General features: G+C 71.2%; 3 protein-coding genes. All 3 read right to left on the bottom strand.

Annotation, left to right across the window (positions count from 1 at the left end):
* Nucleotides 1–14 precede the first annotated feature (14 nt).
* From ACIRGA_RS22285 to ACIRGA_RS22295, 3 genes are read right to left on the bottom strand one after another with little or no spacing between them, the layout of a single operon-like run.
* Entirely contained in the window at nt 15–4,643 is a 4,629-nt protein-coding gene (locus ACIRGA_RS22285) for a type I polyketide synthase (protein ID WP_400943940.1), read from the bottom strand.
* Nucleotides 4,640–9,772 (bottom strand): SDR family NAD(P)-dependent oxidoreductase, encoded by a 5,133-nt coding sequence (locus tag ACIRGA_RS22290; RefSeq protein WP_400944023.1) that lies wholly within the window; start codon nt 9,770–9,772, stop codon nt 4,640–4,642. The genes ACIRGA_RS22285 and ACIRGA_RS22290 overlap by 4 nt, the downstream gene beginning before the upstream one ends.
* Nucleotides 9,769–24,546: a type I polyketide synthase gene (locus tag ACIRGA_RS22295; RefSeq protein WP_400943943.1), complete on the bottom strand. Its 14,778-nt coding sequence runs from the start codon at nt 24,544–24,546 to the stop codon at nt 9,769–9,771. The genes ACIRGA_RS22290 and ACIRGA_RS22295 overlap by 4 nt, the downstream gene beginning before the upstream one ends.
* Between the last annotated feature and the right edge of the window lie 123 nt (nt 24,547–24,669).

Raw genomic sequence — 24,669 nt, forward strand, 5'->3', positions numbered from 1 at the left:
GCGCGGATCCCCCGTCAGGCACTGCCGAATTCGGCGTCGATCAGGTCGAATATCTCGTCGTCGGTGGCGATGTCGAGGCCTTCGTCGGCCGCCGGGTCCGCCGCACCGGCGAGGTCGTTCCACTTCCACACCATCGACCGGAGCCGCTCGACGATCTTGGCGCCCGCCTCGTCCCCGGTCTCGGCGCCGAACAGCGCCGCCTCGATCCGGTCGAGTTCGTCGAGCACGGGTGTGGCGCACGGGACGAGCTGGGCGTGGACATACCGGGCCAGCGCCGCCGGGCTCGGGTGGTCGTAGACCATCGTGGCCGGCAACCGGACCCCGGTCGCCGCGGTCAGCTTGTTGCGCAGTTCGACCGCGGTCAGCGAGTCGAACCCCATCTCCTTGAACGGACGGCCGGGCACCACGGCGCCGGGTGCGGCGTGCCCGAGCACGACCGTCACCTGCGCGCGGACGAGGTCGAGGACGACACGTTCGCCGTCGGCCGCCTCGGCCACCCTCCGCACGAGATCGGACTCGGCCACTTCGGGAACGGTGTCAGCCTGAACGTCGGGCAGGTCGTCGAGCAGCGGTCGCGCCCTGGTCGAGGTGAAGACCGGGACGAACTTCGCCCAGTCCACGTGGGCGACGGTCAGGGTGGTCTCGTCGTGGTCGAGAACGTGTTGAAGCGCGGTGAAGGCGAGCTCGGGATCCATCAGCGGCAAGCCGCGGCGGCGCAGCTGATCGTTGTCGATACCCTCGATGGCCCGGTCGGTGTCCCAGGGGTTCGCCGCGGCCCAGACGCCCCAGGCGATCGAGGTCGCGGTCCGCCCCTCCGCCCGGCGACGCGCCGCGAGCGCGTCGAGGAAGGCATTGGCCGCTGCGTAGGCACCGTGGTCGCCGCTCCCCCACACCCCGGCGATGGAGGAGAACAGCACGAACGCGTCGAGGTCGTCGTCACTGAAGATCTCGTCGAGGTGCGCGGCGCCGTCGGCCTTCGCGCCGACGACGTCGGCGAAGTCGGCCAAGGTCGTCTCGGCGAGGGAACCGAGGCCGATCTGGGCGGCGGCGTGGATGACGGCGCGGATCGGCGGACCGCTGCGCCGCACTCGCGACACGAGGTCCTCCAGCGCCGCTCGGTCGGCCACGTCGCACTCGGCCGGTATCAGCTCGACGCCCTGCTCGGCCAGCTCCGCCGTCAGCTCGGACATACCCGGCGCGGCCGGTCCGCGCCGGGACGGCAGCACGATGCGGGCCGCGCCGTTGCCCGCGAGCCACCGCACGATATGCGTGCCCAGCACGCCGGTCCCGCCGGTCAGCAGGACGGTGTCACGCGGCCGCCAGGTCCGAGCCGGTTTGCCTCGCCGCGCGGCCCTGGCCAAGCGGCGGACGAGGACACCCGCCTGCCTGATCGCCAGCTGATCCTCGGTGCCCGCGCCCGCCAGCACCGCGCAAAGACGGCCGGCGGCAGGCTCGTCGAACTCGGCGGGCAGGTCGATCAGGCCGCCCCAGCGGCTCGCGTGCTCCAGCCCGGCGACGCGCCCGACGCCCCATGCCTGGGCCTGTACGGGGTTGGTCAGCTTGTCCCGCGGCCCGGTGGTCACGGCGCCGCGGGTGACGATCCACAGCGGAGCCTCGTGCTCGGCGTCGCCGAGTGCCTGGATGAGCTGGATGGTCCTGGCCAGGCCGTCGGCCAGCGCCGGGGTGCCGGTGTCCGGCCGTTCGTCGAGGGCCAGCAGGCTCACCACTCCGCTGAGCGCGCCGAGCCCGCGGAGCCGGTCCGCGAGGGCGTCCCGGCCGGCGCTGACGGGCAGGACCAGGGTCTCCGCGCCGTGGGCTTCGAGACTTCGGACGACAGGGTCCGCGAGGTCGCAGTCGATACCGGCGGGAACGGCGACCAGCCAGCGCCCGGTCAGCGACGGCTCGGGAAGAGCATCGATGGTCTTCCACGTCACCCGGTACCGGATGTCGTCCAGCGGGTCCGCGGTCATGCTGCCCGCCGTTCGCTGGAGCCAGAACCGCTCGCGCTGGAACGGATACGCGGGAAGGTCGACGCGGTGCGCACCGGTGAAGGCTCGGGTCCAGTCGACCTCGACGCCCTGGACGTACGCCTCGCCGAGTGACAACAGCACCCGGTCCAGACCGCCCTCGTCACGACGGAGAGTGCCGACGGCCACGGCTTCGTCCGCTGTCTGCTGGATGGCCATGGTCAGCACCGGATGCGCGCTCGTCTCCACGAAAGCACCGAAACCCTGCTCTGACAATGACTTGATCGCGTTCTCGAACTCCACCGTCTGCCGCAGATTCCGGTACCAGTACTCGGCGTCCAAGCCCGAGCCATCGACCAACTCGCCGGTCACCGTGGAGAACAACGGAACCCTGCCCGCCACCGGACGAACCCCGCTGAGAACGTCCAGCAACTCCGCTCGGATCTGCTCCACCTGAACCGAATGCGACGCATAATCCACCGGAATCCGCTTCGCCCGAACCCCGTCTCGTTCACAACTGGCCATCAGTTCGTCCAGTGCCGAGAGGTCACCCGACACCACCGTCGCCCCGGAACCATTCACCGCGGCGATCGATAGCCCCTCGGCCAAACGCACCTCATCCACCGGCAACGCGACCGAGACCATTCCACCCTTACCCGCCAACGCCGTGATCGCCTTACTCCGCAACGCAACCACCCGCGCACCGTCGACCAAAGACAGAGCGCCACTCACACACGCGGCTGCGATCTCGCCCTGTGAATGACCGACAACGGCGTCCGGGCGAACACCGTAGGACTCCCATACGGCCGCCAACGACACCATCACCGCCCACAACACCGGCTGCACCACGTCGACCCGCGCCAACGCGGCCTCGTCGCCGAGCACATCCAGGAGCGACCAGTCCACAAAGGACGACAGTGCCTCCGCGCACTCGTCCAGCCGGGCGGCGAAACTCGGAGAAGATTGATACAACTCCAGCCCCATACCGGCCCACTGCGAACCCTGACCCGGGAACACGAACACGACCTTGCCCGGATCACCCGCCACTCCCTGAACCAGACCAGGGACGTCCTGACCGTCAGCGAGGGCGGTGAGACGCTCACGGTCGGGCGCCACCACCGCCGCGCGGTACTCCCACGCCGAGCGAGTGGTGGCCAGGGAAAGGCCGACGTCCGCCAGACCCGCGTCGAGCACGGGGACGAGCTGACGCGCAGTCTCCCGGAGCGCGGTTTCACTCTTGGCCGAGAACGCCCAGGGCACGACCGAGTCCACAGTAGACGGTTCTGGTTCCTCGGCGGGAACCTGCTCCAGGATTACATGGGCGTTGGTACCGCTCACCCCGAACGACGACACACCGGCACGGCGCGGGCGATCCACCTCCGGCCACGGCCGCGCTTCGGTCAGCAGCGACACCTTCCCCGCGGACCAGTCCACATGCGACGAAGGCTCATCCACATGCAAGGTCTTCGGCAGCACGCCGTTCCGCATGGCCTGGACCATCTTGATCACACCGGCGACCCCGGCAGCTGCTTGGGTATGACCGAGATTCGACTTGACCGAGCCCAGCCACAACGGCCGTTCACGACCCTGGCCGTACGTCGCCAGCAACGCTTGCGCCTCGATCGGATCACCCAAGGTGGTGCCCGTGCCGTGCGCCTCCACCGCGTCCACTTCCGCCGCGGAAAGACCCGCATTCGCCAACGCGGAAACGATCACTCGACGCTGAGAAGGACCATTCGGCGCGGTCAAACCATTCGACGCACCATCCTGATTCACCGCCGAACCACGCACCACCGCCAACACCGGATGCCCGTTACGACGCGCGTCCGACAAGCGTTCCAGCACCAGCACTCCGGCACCTTCGGCCAGACCGGTGCCGTCGGCTGCCTCCGCGAACGCCTTGCAGCGCGCGTCTTCGGCGAGTCCGCGCTGGCGGCTGAACTCGACGAGGAACCCCGGTGTCGACATGACCGTCACCCCGGCCGCCAGTGCCATGGTGCAGTCCCCGTGTCGCAGCCCCTGGCACGCGAGGTGCAGTGCGACCAGTGAAGCCGAGCACGCGGTGTCGATCGTGAGGGCCGGGCCCTCCAGCCCGAAGGTGTACGCGAGCCTGCCGGACGCGACCGAGGCGGCGCTGCCGATGCCGAGATACCCGGCGACACCGTCCGGTGTCTCCTGCAGGACCTCGGAATAGTCGGTGCCGTTGCCGCCGACGTAGACGCCGGTCCGGCTGCCGCGCAGTGCGGCGACGGCGAGGCCGGCGCGCTCGAACGCCTCCCAGGCGGTTTCCAGCAGCAACCGGTGCTGCGGGTCCATGGCGAGCGCCTCGCGCGGGCTGATCCCGAAGAATCCGGGGTCGAACCGGTCGGCGTCGTACAGGAAACCGCCGTCCTGGACGTAGCACTTGCCGGGCTTGTCCGGGTCCGGATCGTACAGCGACGCCAGGTCCCAGCCCCGGTTGTCCGGGAAGCCGGACACCGCGTCATGTTCCCGCGCCAGCAGCTCCCACAGGTCCTCGGGAGACCGGACACCGCCGGGGAACCGGCAGCTCATCCCGATGATCGCGATCGGCTCCTTGTCCCGGCGCTCGTGGGCCCGGATCCGGTCGTGCGCGTCATCCAGCTCGGTCGTGACCCGCTTGAGGTAGTCCCGCAGCCTGCCTTCGTTCGCCGTCACAGCGCGCCCAACTTCCGGTCGATGAGATCGAACAACTCGTCGTCAGTGGCCGCTTCGATCCGTTCCGCCCCCGGGGAGGAACCGGCACAGGCCGACGCGGCGCCACGCAGCCGGGCGGCGACGTCCTCTCGCTCGGCGGCGCTCAGCTCGACGGCCGCGAGCGCGTTCTCGAGCTGGTCGAGCAGCTCGGTCAGCGGGGCGGGCTCGTCGGCGACCAGTTCCGCGCGGAGCCTGCTCGCCAGCGCCCGCGGTGTCGGATGGTCGAAGACCAGCGTCGCCGTCAGCCGGACACCGGTCGCGGCGGCGAGCCGGTTGCGCAGGTCGACCCCGGTGAGCGAGTCGAAACCCAGCTCCTTGAACGCCTGTTCCGCGGCGATCGCGCGCGGGTTCGCGTGCCCGAGCACCGCCGAGGCGTGCCGCCGGACCAGATCGAGCAGCAGGCTTTCCTGCTCCGGCCCGGTCAGCCCGGCCAGCCCCCGGGCGAACCCGGGGTCATCCTCTCCGGCCGCCTCCGCACGCCGCGTCCGCCGCGGCGCCGATCCACGCAGCAGCAAGGGAAGTTCGTGCGCCCGTTCGCGCATTACCGTGGTGTCAAGCCGGATCGGCAGCACCACGTCCGCCTCCGACCGGCGAGCCGCGTCGAAGAGCGCGAGCCCCTCGGTCTCGGACATCGCCGCGACGCCGTCCCGGCCCATCCGGGCGAGGTCGGCCGCGCCGAGCCTGCCCGCCATTCCGCCGGTCCGTGCCCAGAGCCCCCACGCCAGCGACTGGCCGGGCAGTCCGGCGGCGCGGCGGTGCCGCATGAACGCGTCGAGGAAGGCGTTGGCCGCCGCGTAGCTGCCCATCCCCGGCCCGCCGAAGGTGCCCGCGGCCGAGGAGAACACGATGAAGGCGTCGAGATCGCCTGCCAGCTCGTGGAAGTTGAGCACGGCGTCGACCTTGGCGCGCAGCACCCGGTCGAGCCCGTCGGCGGTGAGCGAGGTGAGCATGCCGTCCTCGAGGACGGCCGCCGTGTGCACCACGGCGCTCAGCGGTCCGGTCCGTTCGAGCAACGCCGCCAGTGCGGAGCGGTCCGCGACGTCGCAGGCGGCGACCGTCACCTCCGCGCCCAAGCCGGTGAGCTCCTGCCGCAGCGCGGTCACGCCGTCGGCGTCCTCGCCCCGGCGGCTGGTGAACACCAGGCGCCGCACCCCGTGCTCGGCGACCAGGTGCCGGGCGACGAGCCCGCCGAGGCCTTCGGCGGATCCGGTCACCAGCACGGTGCCGGTGATCGGAGCCGTCTCGGTGGTTTGTCCGGCGCTGGTGAGCCGGGGCCGGTACACTGCACCGGCCCGCAGCGCGAGCTCGGGCTCGCCCAGCGCCGCCGCGGTGGGCAGCATCCGGAGCGAGTCCTCGTGGCCGTCCGTGTCGACGAGCACGAACCGCCCGGGGTGCTCCCGCTGGGCGGAGCGGACCAGGCCCCACACCGCCGCGGCCGCGGGGGCCGGCGTGTCGAGTACCGCGCCGCGGGTGACGACGGCGAGCGTCCCCCGCCGGTCCGCGGAGAGCCAGTCCTGCAGCAACCGCAAGGCCTGCCGGGCGACCTGGTGGGTCACCGCGCCCAGGTCGCCGGGTGGCTGGTCACAGGAGGCGATGGTGATCTCCGCCGGGACGTCCTCCGTCGAGCCCAGGTCGGTGATCTCGGTCCATTCGAGGACGAACAGCGATTCCTGCCGGTCGAGCACGCCCGCCGAGACCGGCCGGGACACCAGCGAGTCGACCGTGGCGACCGGAGCACCGGTGACGTCGGTGGCGAGGATGGCCAGTTTGTCCACCCCCGCCGGGCTCAGCCGCAGGCGCAGCGTGGCCGCGCCCGTGGCGTGCAGGGTGAAACCGTTCCATTCGAAGGGGCGGCGGCCTTCGTGGCCGTTGACCACGGCCATCGCCGCGAGTCCCGCGTCGAGCAGCGCGGGGTGCAGCCCGAACCGCTCGGCAGCCGCCCGCTCCTCGCCCGCCAGTGCCACCTCCGCGAACACCTCGTCATCGCGTCGCCACAACGCGCGTACACCGGCGGGCGCGCCGTCGACCGGCAGCCGGTCCGCTCCCGGCGGTGGCCAAGGCTCGGCCGCCGGGCGTTCCGCTCCGCCTCGGCCGAGCACACCGGTGGCGTGCCGGGTCCACTCGGCGAGTTCCGGCCTCCGGGAGCGGACCTCGATCCGCCTGGTCTCGCTTTCCGGGCCGACCACGACCTGGACCTCGACCGCGCCGTGCTCGGGCAGCACCAGCGGTGTCTCCAGGGTGAGCTCGTCGACCCGGCCGCATCCCGCGGTGTCGCCGGCTCGCACCGCCAGCTCGAGGAACGCCGTGCCCGGCAGCACGACCGACCCGCCGAGTACGTGCTCGGTGTACCAGGGCTGAACTCCCAGCTGGCAGGCCAGGACGACGCCACCGTCGGGCAGTTCGGCGATCACGTCGAGACCGTCCACATCGCCGCCGGAACCGGTCGGCCAGAACCGCTCGTACTGGAACGGATACGTGGGAAGGTCGACGCGGTGCGCACCGGTGAAGGCCGGTGTCCAATCGACGCCGACTCCGTGGACGTAAGACTCGCCCAGCGACAGCAACAAGCGATCCAGACCGCCCTCGTCACGACGGAGAGTGCCGACAGCCACGGCGTCTTCGGCGGTCTGCTGGATGGCCATGGTCAAGACCGGATGGGCGCTCGTCTCGACGAACACACCGAAACCCTGCTCCGACAACGACCTGATCGCGTTCCCGAACTCCACCGTCTGCCGCAGATTCCGGTACCAGTACTCGGCATCCAGACCCGAACCGTCGACCAGCTCGCCACTGACGGTGGAGAACAACGGAATCCTGCCGGACGTCGGCTTGACCCCAGCGAGAACGTCCAGCAACTCCGCTCGGATCTGCTCCACCTGAACCGAATGCGACGCATAATCCACCGGAATCCGCTTCGCCCGAACCCCATCCCGCTCACACGCCGCCATCAGCTCGTCCAGCGCCGCGGGATCACCCGACACCACCGTCACCGCCGAACCATTCACCGCGGCAACCGACAAACCCTCGACCAAACGCACCTCGCCCACCGGCAGCGCAACCGAAACCATCCCGCCCTTACCAGCCAGTGCGGTGATCGCCTTACTCCGCAACGCAACCACCCGCGCACCGTCGACCAACGACAGAGCACCACTCACACACGCAGCCGCGATCTCACCCTGCGAATGACCCACCACCACATCAGGTCGAACACCGTACGACTCCCACACCGCCGCCAACGACACCATCACCGCCCACAACACCGGCTGAACCACATCAACCCGCGCCAATGCCGCTTCGTCACCGAGCACATCCAGCAGCGACCAGTCCACAAAGGACGAAAGCGCCTCCGCACACTCATCCAAACGCGCAGCGAAAACCGGAGAAGACCCATACAGCTCCAGGCCCATCCCAGCCCACTGCGAACCCTGACCAGGAAAGACAAAGGCGACCTTGCCCCGCGCGCCCGCGACACCGCGCACCACGCCGGGCTCCTCCTGCCCCGATGCCAGCGCCCTGAGCCCGTCCGGGTCGGTCACCACCGCGCGGTGGTCCCACTCCGAGCGGGTCGAGACGAGCGAGAAGCCGACGTCCGCGATACCGGCATCGAGTGCCGGGACCAGCTGCCGAGCCGCCTCGCGCAGCGCTGCTTCGTTCTTCGCCGACAGCACCAGCGGTACAGCCGAGTCCACAAGGGACGGTTCCGGCTCTTCCGGCGAAACCCCTTCGAGGATCACATGCGCGTTGGTACCGCTCACCCCGAACGACGACACACCGGCCCGACGCGGACGATCCACCGCAGGCCAAGGCCGAGCCTCACTCAGCAGCGACACCTTCCCCGCGGACCAGTCCACATGCGACGACGGCTCATCCACATGCAAAGTCTTCGGCAGCAAGCCATTCCGCATCGCCAGCACCATCTTCATCACACCCACGACACCGGCCGCGGCCTGGGTGTGACCGAGATTCGACTTCACCGACCCCAACCACAACGGCCGCTCACGACCCTGCCCATACGTCGCCAGCAACGCCTGCGCCTCGATCGGATCACCCAACGTCGTACCCGTGCCATGCGCCTCCACCGCGTCGACCTCCGCAGCGGAAAGCCCGGCATTCGCCAACGCCGCAACAATCACCCGACGCTGAGAAGGACCATTCGGCGCCGTCAAACCATTCGACGCACCATCCTGATTCACTGCAGAACCACGCACCACCGCCAACACCGGATGCCCATTACGACGCGCGTCCGACAACCGCTCCAACAGCAACACGCCCACGCCCTCGCCCCAGCCGGTGCCGTCGGCGGCGTCCGCGAAAGCCTTACAGCGACCGTCTTCCGCCAGCCCGCGCTGGCGGCTGAACTCGACGAACGTGCCGGGGGTGGCCATCACCGTCGCGCCACCCGCGAGGGCGAGCGAACATTCCCGCTGTCTGAGCGACTGGCACGCGAGATGCAGTGCGACGAGCGACGACGAGCACGCGGTGTCGACGCTGAGCGCCGGTCCCTCCAGCCCGAGGCTGTACGCGACGCGGCCGGAGAACACGCTCGCCGCGTTGCCGGTGCCGGCGTATCCCTCGACGTCTTGCGCGGCCCCGTCCAGCAACGCCGGGTAGTCCTGGCCGTTGGTACCCGCGAAGACACCGGTCCGGCTGCCGCGCAACGACTTCGGGGCGATCCCGGCCCGCTCGACCGCCTCCCAGGCGGCCGTCAGCAGCAGGCGTTGCTGCGGGTCCATGGCGAGCGCCTCGCGGGGCGAGATCTCGAAGAACGCGGCGTCGAAACCCGCCACGTCGTCGAGGAAACCGCCCTCCCGGACGTAAGAGGTGCCCCGGCGGTCCGGATCGGGATGATGGAGCGAGCCGGTGTCCCAGCCGCGGTCCGCCGGGAACTCGGCGACGGCGTCCACCCCGTCGGCGAGCAACCGCCACAGGTCTTCCGGGGAGCGCACACCGCCGGGGAACCGGCAGCTCATCCCGATGATCGCGATCGGCTCGTGGTCGGCGGCCTCGGCCGCGCGCAGGCGTTCCTTCACCGACTGAAGTTCGGCGGTGACCCGCCGGAGGTAGTCGAGCAGTTTCGGGTCATCCATCAGTCCGACACTCCGAGTTCGTTGTCGATGAGATCGAGCAGTTCGTCCCGGTCGGCGTCCCACACGTCGCTCGCGGCCACCGGCGCCCCCGACCACCTGGCCAGCAGGCCATTGAGCCGGGTGGCCACATCCGCGCGGACCTCGTCGCCCGCCGCGGCCATCGCGGCCTCCAGCCGGTCCAGCTCGGTGAACGGATCGGGCCGCCCGCCGTCCTCGTCCGGCAGCAACGTGACCCGCAGGTAGTCCGCGAGTGCCTCCGCCGTCGGATGGTCGAAGACGAGCGTGGCCGGCAGCCGCAGCCCGGTCGCGGTGGACAGCCGGTTGCGCAGTTCGACAGCGGTGAGCGAGTCGAAACCGAGGTCCTTGAACGCCCGCTCGGCACGCACCGAGTCCGGCGAGTGGCCGAGTACGGTGGCCGCGCTCGCGGTCACGAAGCGCACCAGCATGGCGTGCCGTTCCGCGGGTCCGGCCGCGGTGAGCCGGTCCAGCAAGGACTCCGGCTCGCCGTGCACCGCCCGTACATTCGGCAGGTCCAGCAGCAGCCGGTTCGGGCGGGGCAGTCCGTCGGCGAACCGCGCCCAGTCGATGTCGGCGACGACGGCGAATGGGTCGTCCTGCCCGGCGGCGCGCCACAGCGCGTCGAGTGCCCGGTCCGGGTCCATCGGGGACACGCCGTCGCGCCGCAGCCGCTCGGCCGCGGTGGCGTCGGCCGCCATGCCCGCCCCGGCCCAAGCGCCCCACGCCACGGTGGTCGCCGGAAGTCCGAGCCCACGCCGGTATTGGGCGAAAGCGTCCAGGAAGGCGTTCGCGGCGGCGTAGTTGCCCTGCCCGGCGTTGCCCAGCGTGCCCGCGGCCGAGGAGAACAACACGAACGCGGACAGGTCGAACCCGCGGGTCAGCTCGTGCAGTTCGATCGTCGCGGCGATCTTGGGCGCGAGCACCTCGTCGAGCCGGGCCGGCGACAGCGAGTCGATGACGCCGTCGTCCAGCACGCCCGCCGTGTGCACCACCGCGTCGAGCTCCGGCAGCCGCCCGATGAGCGCGGCCAGCGACTCATGATCGGTGACGTCGCAGGCTGCGACGGTCACCTGGACGCCGAGACCGCCCAGCTCGGCCGCCAGCTCGGCCGCGCCCGGCGCGTCCGGCCCTTGCCTGCTGGTCAGTACGAGGTGCTCGGCACCTTGGGCGGCCAACGACCTCGCGACGTGCGCGCCGAGCGCACCCGTGCCGCCGGTGACCAGGACCGTGCCCCGCGGCCGCCAGCTCTCGTCCCTGGCGGCCGCGGTGGGGACGAGTCGTTTGGCCAGCACTGACGACCGGATCGCGACCTGGTCCTCTTCACCGTCGGCGAGAACGGCACACACCCGGTCCCACGTGCGCTCGTCCGGCTGCTCCGGCAGGTCGATCAGGCCTCCCCAGAGTTCCGGGTGTTCGAGCGCGAGCACGCTGCCGAGGCCCCAGACCGTCGCTTGCCCCGGGTGCAGCGGCGTCTGCGAGCCGGCCGCCGTCGCGCCGTTCGTGACACACCACAGCGGGATCTCGGTCCCGCTCAGCGCCTGGACCAGCGCGGTGGTGAGGGCGAGCCCGGTGGACAGCGCCCGGTGGCCGGGCAGGGTCTCCCCCGCCAGCGCGAGCAGCGAGACCACGCCGTCGATCCCGGTCGCCGCGATCTTGGCCGCGACCGCTTCACGTTCGGTGTCGGCAGCGGTGAGCACCACCTCGGTGAGCCGGGCGCCGCCGAGCGCGCGCCGCATGCCCGCTACGGCCGGGTCGCCGGTGTGGCCCTCCGGCACGACCAGCAGCCACGTCCCGGTCAGGTCGCGGTCCACCGGTTCGGCCAGCGGCTTCCAGACCACGCGATGGGTCCAGTCGTCCGCGGTCGCCCTGGCAGTCGGCCCGGCCGTGAGCCAATAGTGCTTGCGCTGGAAGGGATACGTGGGCAGGTCGACGCGGTTGGCGCCGGTGCCGTCGAAGAACCGGCTCCACGCGACGGGCACGCCGCGCACATGGAGCCTGCCCAGCGCGGCCAGCAACGTCTCGACCTCGGGACGGCCGTCACGCGACACGGTGATCACGTCCGCCTCAGTCGCGAGACCGCCCAGCACGCCGCCGGGGCCGATCTCGACGAACACCGTGACGCCGTCCGCTTCCGCCGCGGCGATCCCGTCACCGAACCGGACGGCCTCACGGACGTGGCGGATCCAGTACTCGGCGGTGCACAGCTCGCCCCCCGCCACCCGGCCGGTCAGGTTCGACACGAGCACCTTGTCCGGCGCGTGGAACTCGACTTGTTCGAGCACTTCGCGGAAGTCGTCGAGCATCGGTTCCATCAGCCCGGAGTGGAACGCGTGGCTCACCCGGAGGCGTTTGGTCTTGCGCCCCAAGGCTTCGAGCGCCGCGGCGACCGCGAGCACCGGTTCCTCCTCGCCGGAGACGACCACCGAATCGGGGCCGTTCACCGCGGCGATGTCGACGCCGCCGGTCAGCAGCGGCGTGACCTCGTCCTCCGACGCCTGCACGGCGACCATCGCGCCGCCTTCGGGCAGCGCCTGCATCAGCCTGCCGCGCGCGCCCACCACCAGGCAGGCGTCCGCCAGCGACCACACCCCGGCGACGTACGCCGCGGCCAGCTCGCCGATCGAGTGCCCGGCGACCACGTCGGCCGTGACACCCCAGGACTCCAGCAGCCGGTAGAGGGCGACCTCGAAGGCGAACAATCCCGGCTGGGTGAACTCGGTCCGGTGCAGCCGGTCGTCGGTGAAGATCAGCTCCCGCAACCCTTCGAAGTGCTCGCACACCTCGTCGAAGGCGGCGGCGAAAACCGGGAATCGTTCGCAGAGCTCACGTCCCATGCCGACACGCTGGGATCCCTGGCCGGCGAACAGGAACCCGATCCGGTGCTCGGCGCCGGTCTCGGTGCCGAGCACCACGGCCGGGTGCTGCTCCGCGCGCCCGATCGACTGCAGTGCTTCGCGCACCAGGTCCACCGAATCCGCGACGACGACCGCCCGGTACTCCAGCGACGCCCTCGTGGTGGCCGCCGAAAACGCCACGTCGGCCAGGCTGGGCTCCGCGTCGAGGTGGGCACGGAACCGGTCTGCCTGGTCCCGCAACGCTTTCTCGTCCGCGCCGGACACCAGCAGCGGCAGCGCACCGGCGTGCGGCGAAGGAATCGGCTCGACGGTTTCGACCGCCTCGATGATCGCGTGCGCGTTCGTCCCGCTCACCCCGAAGGAGGAGATGCCCGCCCGGCGCGGCCTTCCCGTCTCCGGCCAGTCCTCAGCGTCGGTCAGCAGCCGGACGTCACCGCGGGACCAGTCCACCTCCGGCGTCGGCTCGTCCGCGTGCAGGGTCCTCGGCAGGACACCGTTCCGCATCGCCTGCACCATCTTGATCACGCCGCCGATACCGGACGCGGACTGCGTGTGCCCGATATTGGATTTGAGCGAGCCCAGCCACAGCGGGCGATCCCGGTCCTGGCCGTAGGTGGCGATGATCGCCTCGGCCTCGATCGGATCGCCCAGCCGGGTGCCGGTGCCGTGTGCCTCGACCGCGTCGACGTCGTTCGCGGACAGCCCCGCGGCAGCCAGCGCCTGGCGGATCACCCGCTGCTGGGCCCCGCCGTTCGGCGCGGTCAGCCCGTTGGACGCGCCGTCCTGGTTGATCGCCGACCCGCGCAGCACCGCCAGCACCGGATGCCCGTTGCGGCGCGCGTCGGACAGCCGCTCCAGCAACACCATGCCGACGCCCTCGGCCCAGCTCGTGCCGTCGCCGCCCGCCCCGAACGACTTGCTGCGCCCGTCCGGCGCCAGGCCGCGCTGCCTGCTGAACTCGACGAACACCCCCGGCGTCGCCATCACCGCCGCCCCGCCCGCCAGCGCCAGCGAGCATTCGCCCTGCCGCAGCGACTGGGCGGCGAAGTGCAGCGCCACCAAGGACGACGAGCAAGCGGTGTCGATCGTGACCGCGGGACCCTCCAGGCCGAAGGTGTAGGCGATCCGGCCGGAGGCGACGGCCGACAGGTTGCCGGTCATCAGGTAGCCCTCGACGCCGTCGGCCGCCTCGTGCATCCGCGGCCCGTAGTCCTGGCCGACGGTGCCCACGAACACCCCGGATCGGCTGCCCCGCACCGTTCCCGGGTCGATCCCCGCGCGTTCCAGCACCTCCCACGCGGTCTCCATGAGGAGCCGCTGCTGGGGATCCATGGCGAGGGCTTCGCGGGGCGAGATGCCGAAGAACTCGGGGTCGAATTCGGCCGCGTCGTGCAGGAAGCCGCCGTGCCGGACGTAGGACCGGCCCGCGCGGTCCGGGTCGGGGTCGTACAGCCCGGCCACGTCCCAGCCTCGGTCGACGGGGAACTCCGAGATGGCGTCGCGGCCTTCGAGCACCAGTTCCCACAGGTCTTCCGGGGACCGCACGCCGCCCGGGTACCGGCAGCTCATCGCGACCAGCGCGATCGGCTCGTCGGTGGCGCCGGCGACGGCGGCGCTCGTGTCCGCCGCGCCGCCGGCCAGCTCGGCGGCGAGGAACTCCGCCATCGCCACGGGGTTGGAGTGATCGAAGACCGCCGACGTGGGCAGTTTGAGACCGGTGGCGGCACCGAGCCGGTTACGCAGTTCCAAGGCCATCAAGGAATCGAAACCCGCCTCGGCGAACGCACGGGTGGACCGGACCGCGTCCGGCCCGGCGTGCCCGAGGATCGCGGCGACCTCAGTGCGCACCAGGTGCAGCAGGCGGCGATCCCGTTCGGCGTCCGAGGCCCCGGTCAGCCGGGCGACGGACGGAGGCGCCGCCTCGGGCTTGCGTACGCGCGGCACGGCCGACGGGGTGGCGGACGAGGTCTCCAGCCAGAACCGCTCGCGCTGGAACGGATACGTGGGCAGATCGACCCGGCGGCCACCGTCGAACGTGCCCGCCCAGTCGACCTCGACGCCCTGAACATGCGCTTCGGCCAGTGACAGCCGTACGCGGTCCAGACCGCCTTCGTTCCGGCGAAGAGTGCCGAGCGCCACCGCGTCTCCGGCGGTCTGCTGAATGGCCATGGTCAGCACCGGATGCGCGCTCGCTTCCACGAACACACCGAAACCCAGCTCCGACAACGACCGGAGCGCGTACTCGAATTCCACGGTCTGCCGTAGATTCCGGTACCAATACGCGGCGTCCAGACCCGAACCGTCGGTCAGCTCGCCCGACACCGTCGAGAACAACGGAACCCGGCCGGACATCGGGCGCACCGCCTCGAGGACGTCCAGCAACTCGGCACGGATCTGTTCCACCTGAACCGAATGCGACGCGTAGTCCACCGGGATCCGTTTCGCGCGAACCCCGTCCTGGCCACAAACCGCCATGAACTCGTCCAGCGCGGCGACGTCACCCGACACCACCGTCGCCTCGGCACCGTTCACCGCGGCGATCGACAGCGACTCACCGAGCCGGGCGCGCACCTCCTCGACCGGCAGCGCGACGGAAACCATGCCACCCTTGCCCGCCAACGCCGTGATCGCCTTACTCCGCAACGCGACCACCCGCGCACCGTCGGCCAAAGACAAGGCGCCACTCACACACGCGGCCGCGATCTCACCCTGCGAATGACCCACCACCACATCGGGGCGAACACCGTAGGACTCCCACACCGCCGCCAGGGACACCATCACCGCCCACAGCACCGGCTGCACGACATCGACCCTCGCCAACGCGGCTTCGTCACCGAGCACATCCAGCAGCGACCAGTCCACAAAGGACGAAAGCGCTTGCGCACACTCATCCAACCGCGCCGCGAAAACCGGAGAAGATTCGTACAACTCCAGGCCCATACCGGCCCACTGCGAACCCTGACCAGGGAAGACGAACACGACCTTGCCCGGGTCGGCCGCGACACCGCGCACCACACCCAGCGCACCCACACCGTCGGCGATGGCGCGCACCCCGGCGTGGAATCCCTCCCGGTCCCCCGCCACAACGGCGGCCCGGTACTCGAAATCCGGCCTGCCGGTGACGAGCGACCAGCCGACGTCCAGCACTCGCTCGTTTCGCACCGCCGCGTCGAGCCGGGCCGCCTGCTCCTGGAGCGCGGCCTCGGTCTTGGCGGAGAGCAGCCACGGGACCATCGCCTCACCGGACGGCGGTTCGGCCTCTTCGTCGGGCGCTTGCTCGAGGATGGCGTGCGCGTTGGTGCCGCTGACCCCGAAGGCCGACACCCCCGCACGGCGGACCCGGCCGGTTTCCGGCCACGGGCGCGACTCGGTCAGCAGCGACACCTTCCCCGCCGACCAGTCCACATGCGACGAAGGCTCGTCGACGTGCAAAGTCTTCGGCAGGATGCCGTGGCGCAGTGCCAGCACCATCTTGATGACCCCGGCGACGCCGGCGGCCGCCTGCGGATGGGCGATGTTCGACTTCAACGAGCCGAGCCACAACGGCTCGTCGCGGCCCTGACCATAGGTGGCCAGCAGCGCCTGCGCCTCGATCGGATCGCCCAGTGTGGTGCCGGTTCCGTGTGCCTCCACGACGTCGACGTCCACTGTGGACAGACTGGCGTTCGCCAGCGCGTCCTTGATCACCCGCTGCTGGGACGGCCCGCTCGGCGCGGTCAGCCCGTTGGACGCGCCGTCCTGATTGATCGCCGACCCGCGCAGCACCGCCAGCACCGGATGCCCGTTGCGGCGCGCGTCGGACAGCCGCTCCAGCAACACCATGCCCGCGCCCTCGCCCCACGCCGTTCCGTCGGCCGCGGCGGCGAAGGGTTTGCACCGGCCGTCGGGGGCGAGCCCGCGCTGCCTGCTGAACTCGATGAACATGCCGGGCGCCGCCATCACCGTCGTGCCACCGGCCAGTGCCAGCGAGCAGTCGCCCTGCCGCAGCGCCTGAGCGGCCAGGTGGAGGGTGACCAGTGAGGACGAACAGGCGGTGTCGACCGTGACCGCGGGCCCTTCCAGGCCGAGGCTGTAGGCGACCCGGCCGGAGACGACGCTCGACGATTTGCCGGTGACGAGGAAGCCCTCCAGGCCCTCCGGCGCCTCGTGCAAACGGGAGCCGTAATCCTGGTACACCATCCCGGCGAAGACCCCGGTCCGGCTGCCGCGCAACGAAACCGGGTCGATCCCGGACCGCTCGATCGTCTCCCAGGACGTCTCCAGCAGCAGCCGCTGCTGCGGGTCGATCGTCAATGCCTCGCGCGGCGAGATCCCGAAGAACTCGGCGTCGAAATCGGCCGCGTCGTAGAGGAAACCGCCTTCGCGGACATAGGACTTGCCCTGCGCGTCGGGATCCGGGTCGTACAAGCCGGCCACGTCCCAGCCGCGGTCGTCCGGCAGGGCGCCGACGACGTCGCGTTCGGCGACCAGCAGTTCCCAGAGCTCGTCGGGGTTGGTCACGCCGCCGGGGAACCGGCAACCCATCCCGATGATCGCGATCGGCTCGTCGGCCGGGCCCCGGCTGACGACGACCGGCGCGGCCGCCTGCTCGGTGCCCACGAGCTCGTCGCGGATATACCCGGCCAGCGCGGTCACCGTCGGGTGGTCGAACAGGACGGTCGACGGCAGGCGCAGCCCGGTGGCGGCGGCGAGCCGGTTGCGCATCTCGACCACGGTCAGGGAGTCGAAGCCGATCTCCCGGAACGCGCGGGTGGTGTCGACGGATCCGGCGTCCTGGTGCCGCAGGGTCGACGCCGCGTGCGCGCGGACCAGGTCGACCAGAACGCGGAGCTGCTCGGCCTCGCCGAGCCCGGCCAGTCGCTCCGGCAGCGCCGCTTGCTGCCCGCTCGACTGGTCGGCCACCTCCGGCAGGTCGCCGATCAGCGAGCTCGCCCTGGCCGCGGTGAACGCGGGAGCGAACCGGTCCCAGCGCACGTCGGCGATGACCACGCAGTCGTCGCCACGGCTCAGCGCGTCCCGCAGACCGGCGATCGCGCGTTCCGGCGCCATGCCGGGGAGGCCGCGGCCACCCATCCGGTCTTCGACGGAACCGTCCACCATGCCGCCGCCCGCCCAGATACCCCACGCCACGGACAGCGCGGGCAGGCCGAGGTCGCGGCGGTGCCGGGCGAGGGCGTCGAGGTAGGCGTTGGCGGCGGCGTACGCGGCCTGACCGCCGTTGCCCAGCACCCCGATGACGGACGAGAACAACACGAACGCGTCGAGGTCGAGGTGCGCGGTCAGCTCGTGCAGATTCTCGGCGGCGGTGACTTTCGGCCTGGCGACCCCGGCGAGCTGTTCCGGGGTCAGGGTCTCGATGATGCCGTCGTCCAGCACGCCCGCGGTGTGGACGACCGCGTTCGGGGTGACCGTGTCGAGCAATGCGGCGAGCGCGTCCCGGTCCGCCGCGTCGCAGGCGGCCAAGGTCACCCGCACGCCGAGCGCGCTCAGTTCGTCGCGCAGCTCCTCCGCGCCGGGCGCGTCCGGCCCGCGCCTGCCCGCCAGCACGAGGTGTTCGGCGCCGGAGGCGGCCAGCCACCGCGCGACGTGCGCGCCCAGCGCGCCGGTGCCGCCGGTGACGAGCACCGTGCCGCGCGGGACCCAGGCCTTCGCCGCGGCCGGTGTCGTCGCATGCGCGAGCCGCCTGGCGAACACTCCGGAATCGCGCACCGCGACCTGGTCTTCGCGGCGCCAGGCCAGCACCGAACCCACCCGTCGCCACATCCGGTCGTCGGCGTCCACCGGCAGATCGATCAGACCGCCCCAGCGTTCCGGATGTTCCTGGGCGACGACCTGCCCGAGGCCCCACAGCTGGGCCTGTGCCGGGTTGTCCAGCGTCTCCCCGGGGCCGGTGGACACCGCACTCCGGGTGACGCACCAGAGCGGCGCGGCGATGCCGGTGTCGCCGAGCGCCTGCACCAGTGCCACGGTGTCGGCCGGGTCTTCGAGCAAGGAGAGCACGCCGGTCACTTCGCGTCCGGCGAGCCGCTGAGCGAGCCGCTCCCGTCCCTCGCCGGGTTCGACGATCACGACGTCGGCTTCGTCGAGCGGTGAAGCGGTGTGCGCGGACGGTGTCACGACCAGCCAGGTGCCGGGCAGCGCCGCGGTCGCGGGCTCGGTGACCGGCTTCCAGGTCACCGTGTAGCGCCAAGCGTCGGTCGTGGACCGGCCGCGAGCGCGACGGCGCCAGGCCGACAGCACGGGCAGCGCGGCCGCGAGCTCGTCCCGGTCCGCGTGCTCGACCACGGCGGCCAGCGCGTCGAGGTCCTCGCTGTCGACCGCGTCCCACAGCTCGCCGTCGGCGGACGCCGAGGCGGGTGCTTCGAGCCAGTACCGCTCGTGCTGGAAGGCGTAGGTGGGCAGCTCGACGCGGTTGCCGGACTGCACCGCGGTCCAGTCCACCGCGAGACCGGCGACGTGCGCTTCGGCCATCGAGGTCAGCAACCGCCGCCTGCCACCGTCTTCGCGACGCAGCGAGCCTAGGACGACGGCCGGCGCGCCGTGGTCGCCGATCGTCTCCTGCACCCCGACGGTGAGCACCGGGTGCGGGCTGGTCTCGATGAACGCGTCGTGGCCGTCGTCCAGCAGCGCGCGGACGGCCTGCTCGAAGCGCACGGTGTGCCGCAGGTTGCGGAACCAGTACCCGGTGTCCAGCTCCGTGGTGTCGATCCGGGCGCCGGTGACGGTGGAGTAGAAGGGGATTTCGCCGGGCCGCGCCGTGGTTCCCGCCAGCGCGGCCATCAGGGTGTCGTGGATGATGTCGACCTGCGGCGAGTGGGAGGCGTAATCCACCGGGATCGCCTTGGCCTGAACGCCGTCGCGCGTGCATTCGGCGAGCACTTCGGCCAGCGCTTCCGGTTCGCCCGCGACCACGGTCGAAGCCGGGCCGTTGATCGTCGCGACGCCGACCCGGTCCCCCTTGCCTTCGATCCGGGCACGTACCTCGTCGACCGGGAGCGGAACCGAGACCATGCCGCCCTTGCCCGCCAGCGCGGACAGCGCCTGGCTGCGCAAGGTCACGATCTTGGCCGCGTCCGCCAGGCTCAGCGCGCCCGCCACGTGCGCGGCCGCGATCTCGCCCTGGGAATGGCCGACCACGGCGGCCGGGCGGATCCCGAGCGAACGCCACAGCTCGGCGAGCGACACCATGACCGCGAACAGCGCGGGCTGCACGACATCGACCCGTTCGAGTGCCTCGGCGCTGTGGAGCACCTCGGTGAGCCGCCAGTCCACATACGGCTCGAACGCCGCCTCGCAGTCCCGCAGCTTGTCCGCGAACACCGTCGAGGTCTCCATCAACTCGACGGCCATGCCGCACCATTGCGAGCCCTGGCCGGGAAAGACGAACACCGGCTTGTCGTGACGGCTCGCGACGCCTTCGACCACCAGGCCGTCGGGTTCACCGGCGGCGAGCGCGCGCAATCCCGCTTCGAGCTCGTCGCGGTCGCCGACGATCACCGCGCGCGTGTCGAACGCCGGCCGGGCCGCCAGCGACACCGCGACGTCCGCCGGATGCGCGCCGGTCACGCCGAGCAGTCGCGCGGCCTGATCACGAAGAGCCTGGCCGGTCCGCGCGGAGACCGGCCACGCCAGCAGGCCGTCCGTCCGCGGCTGCGGTGCCGGGGGCTCCGGAGCGGCTTCGAGTATGAGGTGGGCGTTGGTACCGCTGATGCCGAACGAGGAAACGGCGGCGCGGCGGCTCCGGCCGGCGTCGGCCCAGTCGCGGTTCTCGGTGAGCAACGACACCGCTCCCGCCGACCAGTCCACGTGCGGCGACGGCTCGTCCACGTGCAGGGTCTTCGGCAGGGTGCCCGCCCGCAGCGCCATCACCATCTTGATCACGCCGCCGACCCCGGCGGCCGCCTGCGCGTGGCCGATGTTGGACTTCAGCGAACCGAGCCACAGCGGCGTTTCGCGGTCCTGGCCGTAGGTGGCCAGCAGCGCCTGTGCCTCGATCGGGTCACCGAGCGCGGTTCCCGTGCCGTGCGCTTCGACGACGTCGACCTCGGCGGCGGTGACCCCCGAGCGGGCGAGCGCCTGCCGGATCACCTGTTCCTGCGCGGGTCCGTTGGGCGCGGTCAGCCCGTTGCTCGTGCCGTCCTGGTTGACCGCGGAACCGCGGATCACCGCCAGCACCGGATGGCCGTTCCGCCGCGCGTCCGACAGCCGTTCCAGCACGACCATGCCGGCGCCCTCTGCCCAGGCGGTGCCGTCCGCGGCGGCGGCGAACGCCTTGCAGCGCCCGTCCGCGGCCAGCCCGCGCTGCCTGCTGAACTCGACGAACATGCCGGGCGTCGCGAGCACCGCCACGCCGCCGGTGACCGCGAGCGAACATTCGCCGTCACGCAGCGCCTTCGCCGCGAGGTGCAGAGCGACCAGCGAAGAGGAGCACGCCGTGTCGACGGTCACCGCAGGGCCGGAAAACCCGAGTGTGTAAGAAATCCGGCCCGAGGCGACGCTGACCGTGCTGCCCGTCAACGAGTAGCCCTCGAACCCTTCGAGCCCTTCGTGCAGCCGGGGACCGTAGTCCTGGGCCATCGCGCCGACGAAGACTCCCGTGTCGCTGCCGCGCAGGGCTCGCGGGTCGATACCCGCCCGTTCCAGTGCCTCCCAGGAGGTTTCCAGCAGCAGCCGCTGCTGCGGGTCCATCGCGGTGGCTTCGCGCGGGCTGATCCCGAAGAAGACAGGGTCGAAATCGCCCGCGTCGTAAAGGAAACCGCCTTCGCGCGTGTAGGTTTTGCCGCTGCGCTCCGGATCCGGGTCGTACAGGCCTTCGAGGTCCCAGCCGCGGTCGGCGGGGAAACCACCGATCGCGTCCCGGCCGTCGAGCACGAGCCGCCACAGCTCGTCCGGGGTGGTCACGCCGCCGGGGAACCGGCAGCCCATCCCCACGATCGCGATCGGCTCGTCCGCGGAGCCGCGCACCACCGTGCCGGTTTCGCGCGGGGCTTCGGTGAGCTCGGCCCGCAAGTGGCGGACGAGCGCGGCCGGTGTCGGATGGTTGAACAGCAACGCGGCGGGCAGGGAAAGCCCGGTCGTCTCGGCCAGCGCGTCACGGAGTTCGACCGCGGTCAGCGAGTCGAAACCGAGGTCCTTGAACGTCAGCGCGGTGTCCACGGTGTCCGTCGCGGCGTGGCCGAGTACCGCGGCGACGTGGGTGTGCACCTGGTCGAGCAGCAACCGGTCCTGTTCCACTTCGGACAGTCCCGAAAGCCGCTGCCGCAACGGTGAGCCGTCCTCGGCGAGCCGGGGCGCGGCCGTGACCGCATCGTCGAGCCAGTACCGCTGCCGCTGGAATCCGTAGGTCGGCAAGGCCACCCGCCGGGCGCCACTGCCGTCGAACAGCTTCGCCCACTCGACGGTGGCGCCGCGGACGTACAGCCCGGCGACGGCCGTGACCAGTGCCCGTACTTCCGGCCGGTCCGCGCGCTGGGCGGGGTGGATCGCGACGTCGGTGCCAGCGAGGCGTTCGCGTGCCATCGAACTCAGCGTGCCGTCCGGCCCGACCTCCAGGAATGTGGTGACCCCGCGCGCCTCGGCCGCGGCCACGCCATCCGCGAATCGGACCGGCTCACGCACATGCCGCACCCAATACTCCGGCGAGCACAGCTCCTCCCCCGCCACCGCGCCCGACAGGTTCGACACGATCACCTTCGACGGTGCGCGGAACTCCACTTCTTCCAGCACACCAAGGAATTCCGCCAGCATCGGCTCCATCAACGCCGAATGAAACGCATGACTCACCCGCAACCGCTTCACCTTGCGGCCACGATCAGCGAACTCCGCGCCGACCGCGAGGACCGCGCTCTCCTCGCCGGAGACCACCACCGACGAAGGTCCATTGACCGCCGCGATACCGGCCCCCTCGGTCAGCAGCGGAACAACTTCCGCTTCCGAGGCCTGCACCGCCATCATCGCGCCACCCGAAGGCAACGCCTGCATCAACCTTCCGCGAGCGGCCACCACCCGGCACGCATCATCGAGCGACCACACACCGGCCACATACGCGGCAGCGAGTTCACCGATCGAATGCCCCACCAGCACATCCGCGACAACACCCCACGACTCCAACAACCGATACAGCGCGACCTCGAACGCGAACAACCCCGGCTGAGTGAACTCCGTCCGATGCAACCGATCGTCAGTGAAAACCAGCTCCCGCAACGACCCGAAACGCGCACACACCTCATCGAAAGCCTCAGCGAACACCGGGAACCGAGCCGACAACTCACGGCCCATCCCCACCCGCTGAGAACCCTGACCCGCGAACAGGAAACCCAGCCGGCCATCCGCGACGACCCTGCCGCGTACCACCTGCGCGGCGGGCGTTCCGTCGACGACCGCCGCCAAGCCACTGTCCAATTCGGACAGTTCCGCGCCGAGCACGACCGCCCGATGGCTGTGTGCCGCCCGGGTGGCGGCCAAGGACAGGCCCACGTCCGCCGGATCGAGCGCCTCGACGTGCTCCCGCAACCGAGCGGCCTGCGCCCTGAGCGCCTGGTCCCCCACTCCGGAAACCAGCCAGGGCACGATGTCCAGCCCGGTTTTCGGCTCGTCGGGGCGCGCGGGCAGTGAGACGTCGGACAGCACCACGTGGCAGTTCGTGCCGCCCATGCCGAACGACGAAACCCCCGCCACCAGCGACTCGTCGGGCCGGGGCCAGCCGGACAACGATTTCTGGACGGACAAATTGAGCCGATCCAGCGGGATCTCGGGGTTCGGCGTCTCGAAGTTCAAGCTGGCGGGCAGTTCCCGGTGCCGGATGCTCAGCGCGGTCTTCACCAGCCCGGTGATGCCCGCGCCCGCCTCCAAGTGACCGACGTTCGTCTTCGCCGAGCCGACGAGCAGCGGCGAGTCCGCCGGGCGGTGCCGTCCCAGCGCCGCGCCGAGCGCCGAGGCCTCGATCGGGTCGCCGAGCCGGGTACCAGTCCCGTGCAGCTCGACGTACTGGACCTCCTCCGGACGCACCCCGGCGCGCTCGCAGGCGAGCCGGACGGCCTCCTCCTGGGCGGCGGCGTCCGGCACGGTGAGCCCGGGCGTGGCACCGTCGTTGTTGACCGCGCTCCCCCGGATGACGCAGTGGATCTCGTCGCCGTCGGCGATCGCGGCGGACAACGGCTTCAGCACGACGACGGCGCCGCCCTCGCCACGGACGTAACCGTTCGCCCTGGCGTCGAAGGTGAAGCACCTGCCGTCCGGTGACAGCGCGCCGAACTTCGCGGCCCCGATCGTGCTCTCCGGCGCCAGGTTCAGGTTCACCCCCCCGGCGATGGCCACAGTGGACTCGCCGTGCCGCAGGCTCTCGCAGGCCAGGTGCACGGCGACGAGCGAGGAGGACTGGGCGGTGTCGACGGTCAGGCTCGGGCCGTTCACGCCGAGCGTGAACGAGATCCGGTTGGCGAGGATCCCGCGGTTGAGGCCGGTCAGGGTGTGCGGCCCGATGGCCTCCGTGCCGCGCAGATTCCCCAGCGCGGCGTAGTCGCTCGCGGTCGCGCCGACGAACACGCCCGTCTTCGTGCCGGCCAGACCGGTGGGCACGATCCCGGCGTCCTCGAGCGCCTCCCAGCTCAGTTCGAGCATGAGCCGCTGCTGGGGGTCCATCGCCGCGGCTTCCCGCGGCGAAATACCGAAGAACGCCGGGTCGAATTCGTCGACCCGGTCGAGGAAACCGCCCCGCTCGACGGGAACCCGGCCCGCCGCGTCCACGTCCCAGCGGTCCGCGGGTACCTCGGAGATCGCGTCCCCGCCCTCGCGCAGCAACCGCCAGAACTCGTTCACCCCGGGCGCGCCGGGCAACCGGCAGGACAGCCCGACAATGGCGATCGAATCATCAGTACCGACACCGACCTGCGTCAGAAAGTCCATCTTCCCCAGTCTTTCGGAACGAATTGGCGAAAATGCGCCATCAGGCGTACTCGCACGGCTCCCGAATTTCGAGGCTACTGGCGCCCGCGGGCGCGGAATCACCCCAACGTCACCCCCAAAGCA

It is taken from the genome of Amycolatopsis sp. NPDC102389, assembly GCF_044765885.1.
In the GTDB taxonomy this organism is placed as follows: domain Bacteria; phylum Actinomycetota; class Actinomycetes; order Mycobacteriales; family Pseudonocardiaceae; genus Amycolatopsis.

Coding starts and splice junctions, on each gene's coding strand:
- ACIRGA_RS22295 (WP_400943943.1), bottom strand. CDS start 24,546: ATGGACTTTCTGACGCAGGTCGGTGTCGGTACTGATGATTCGATCGCC.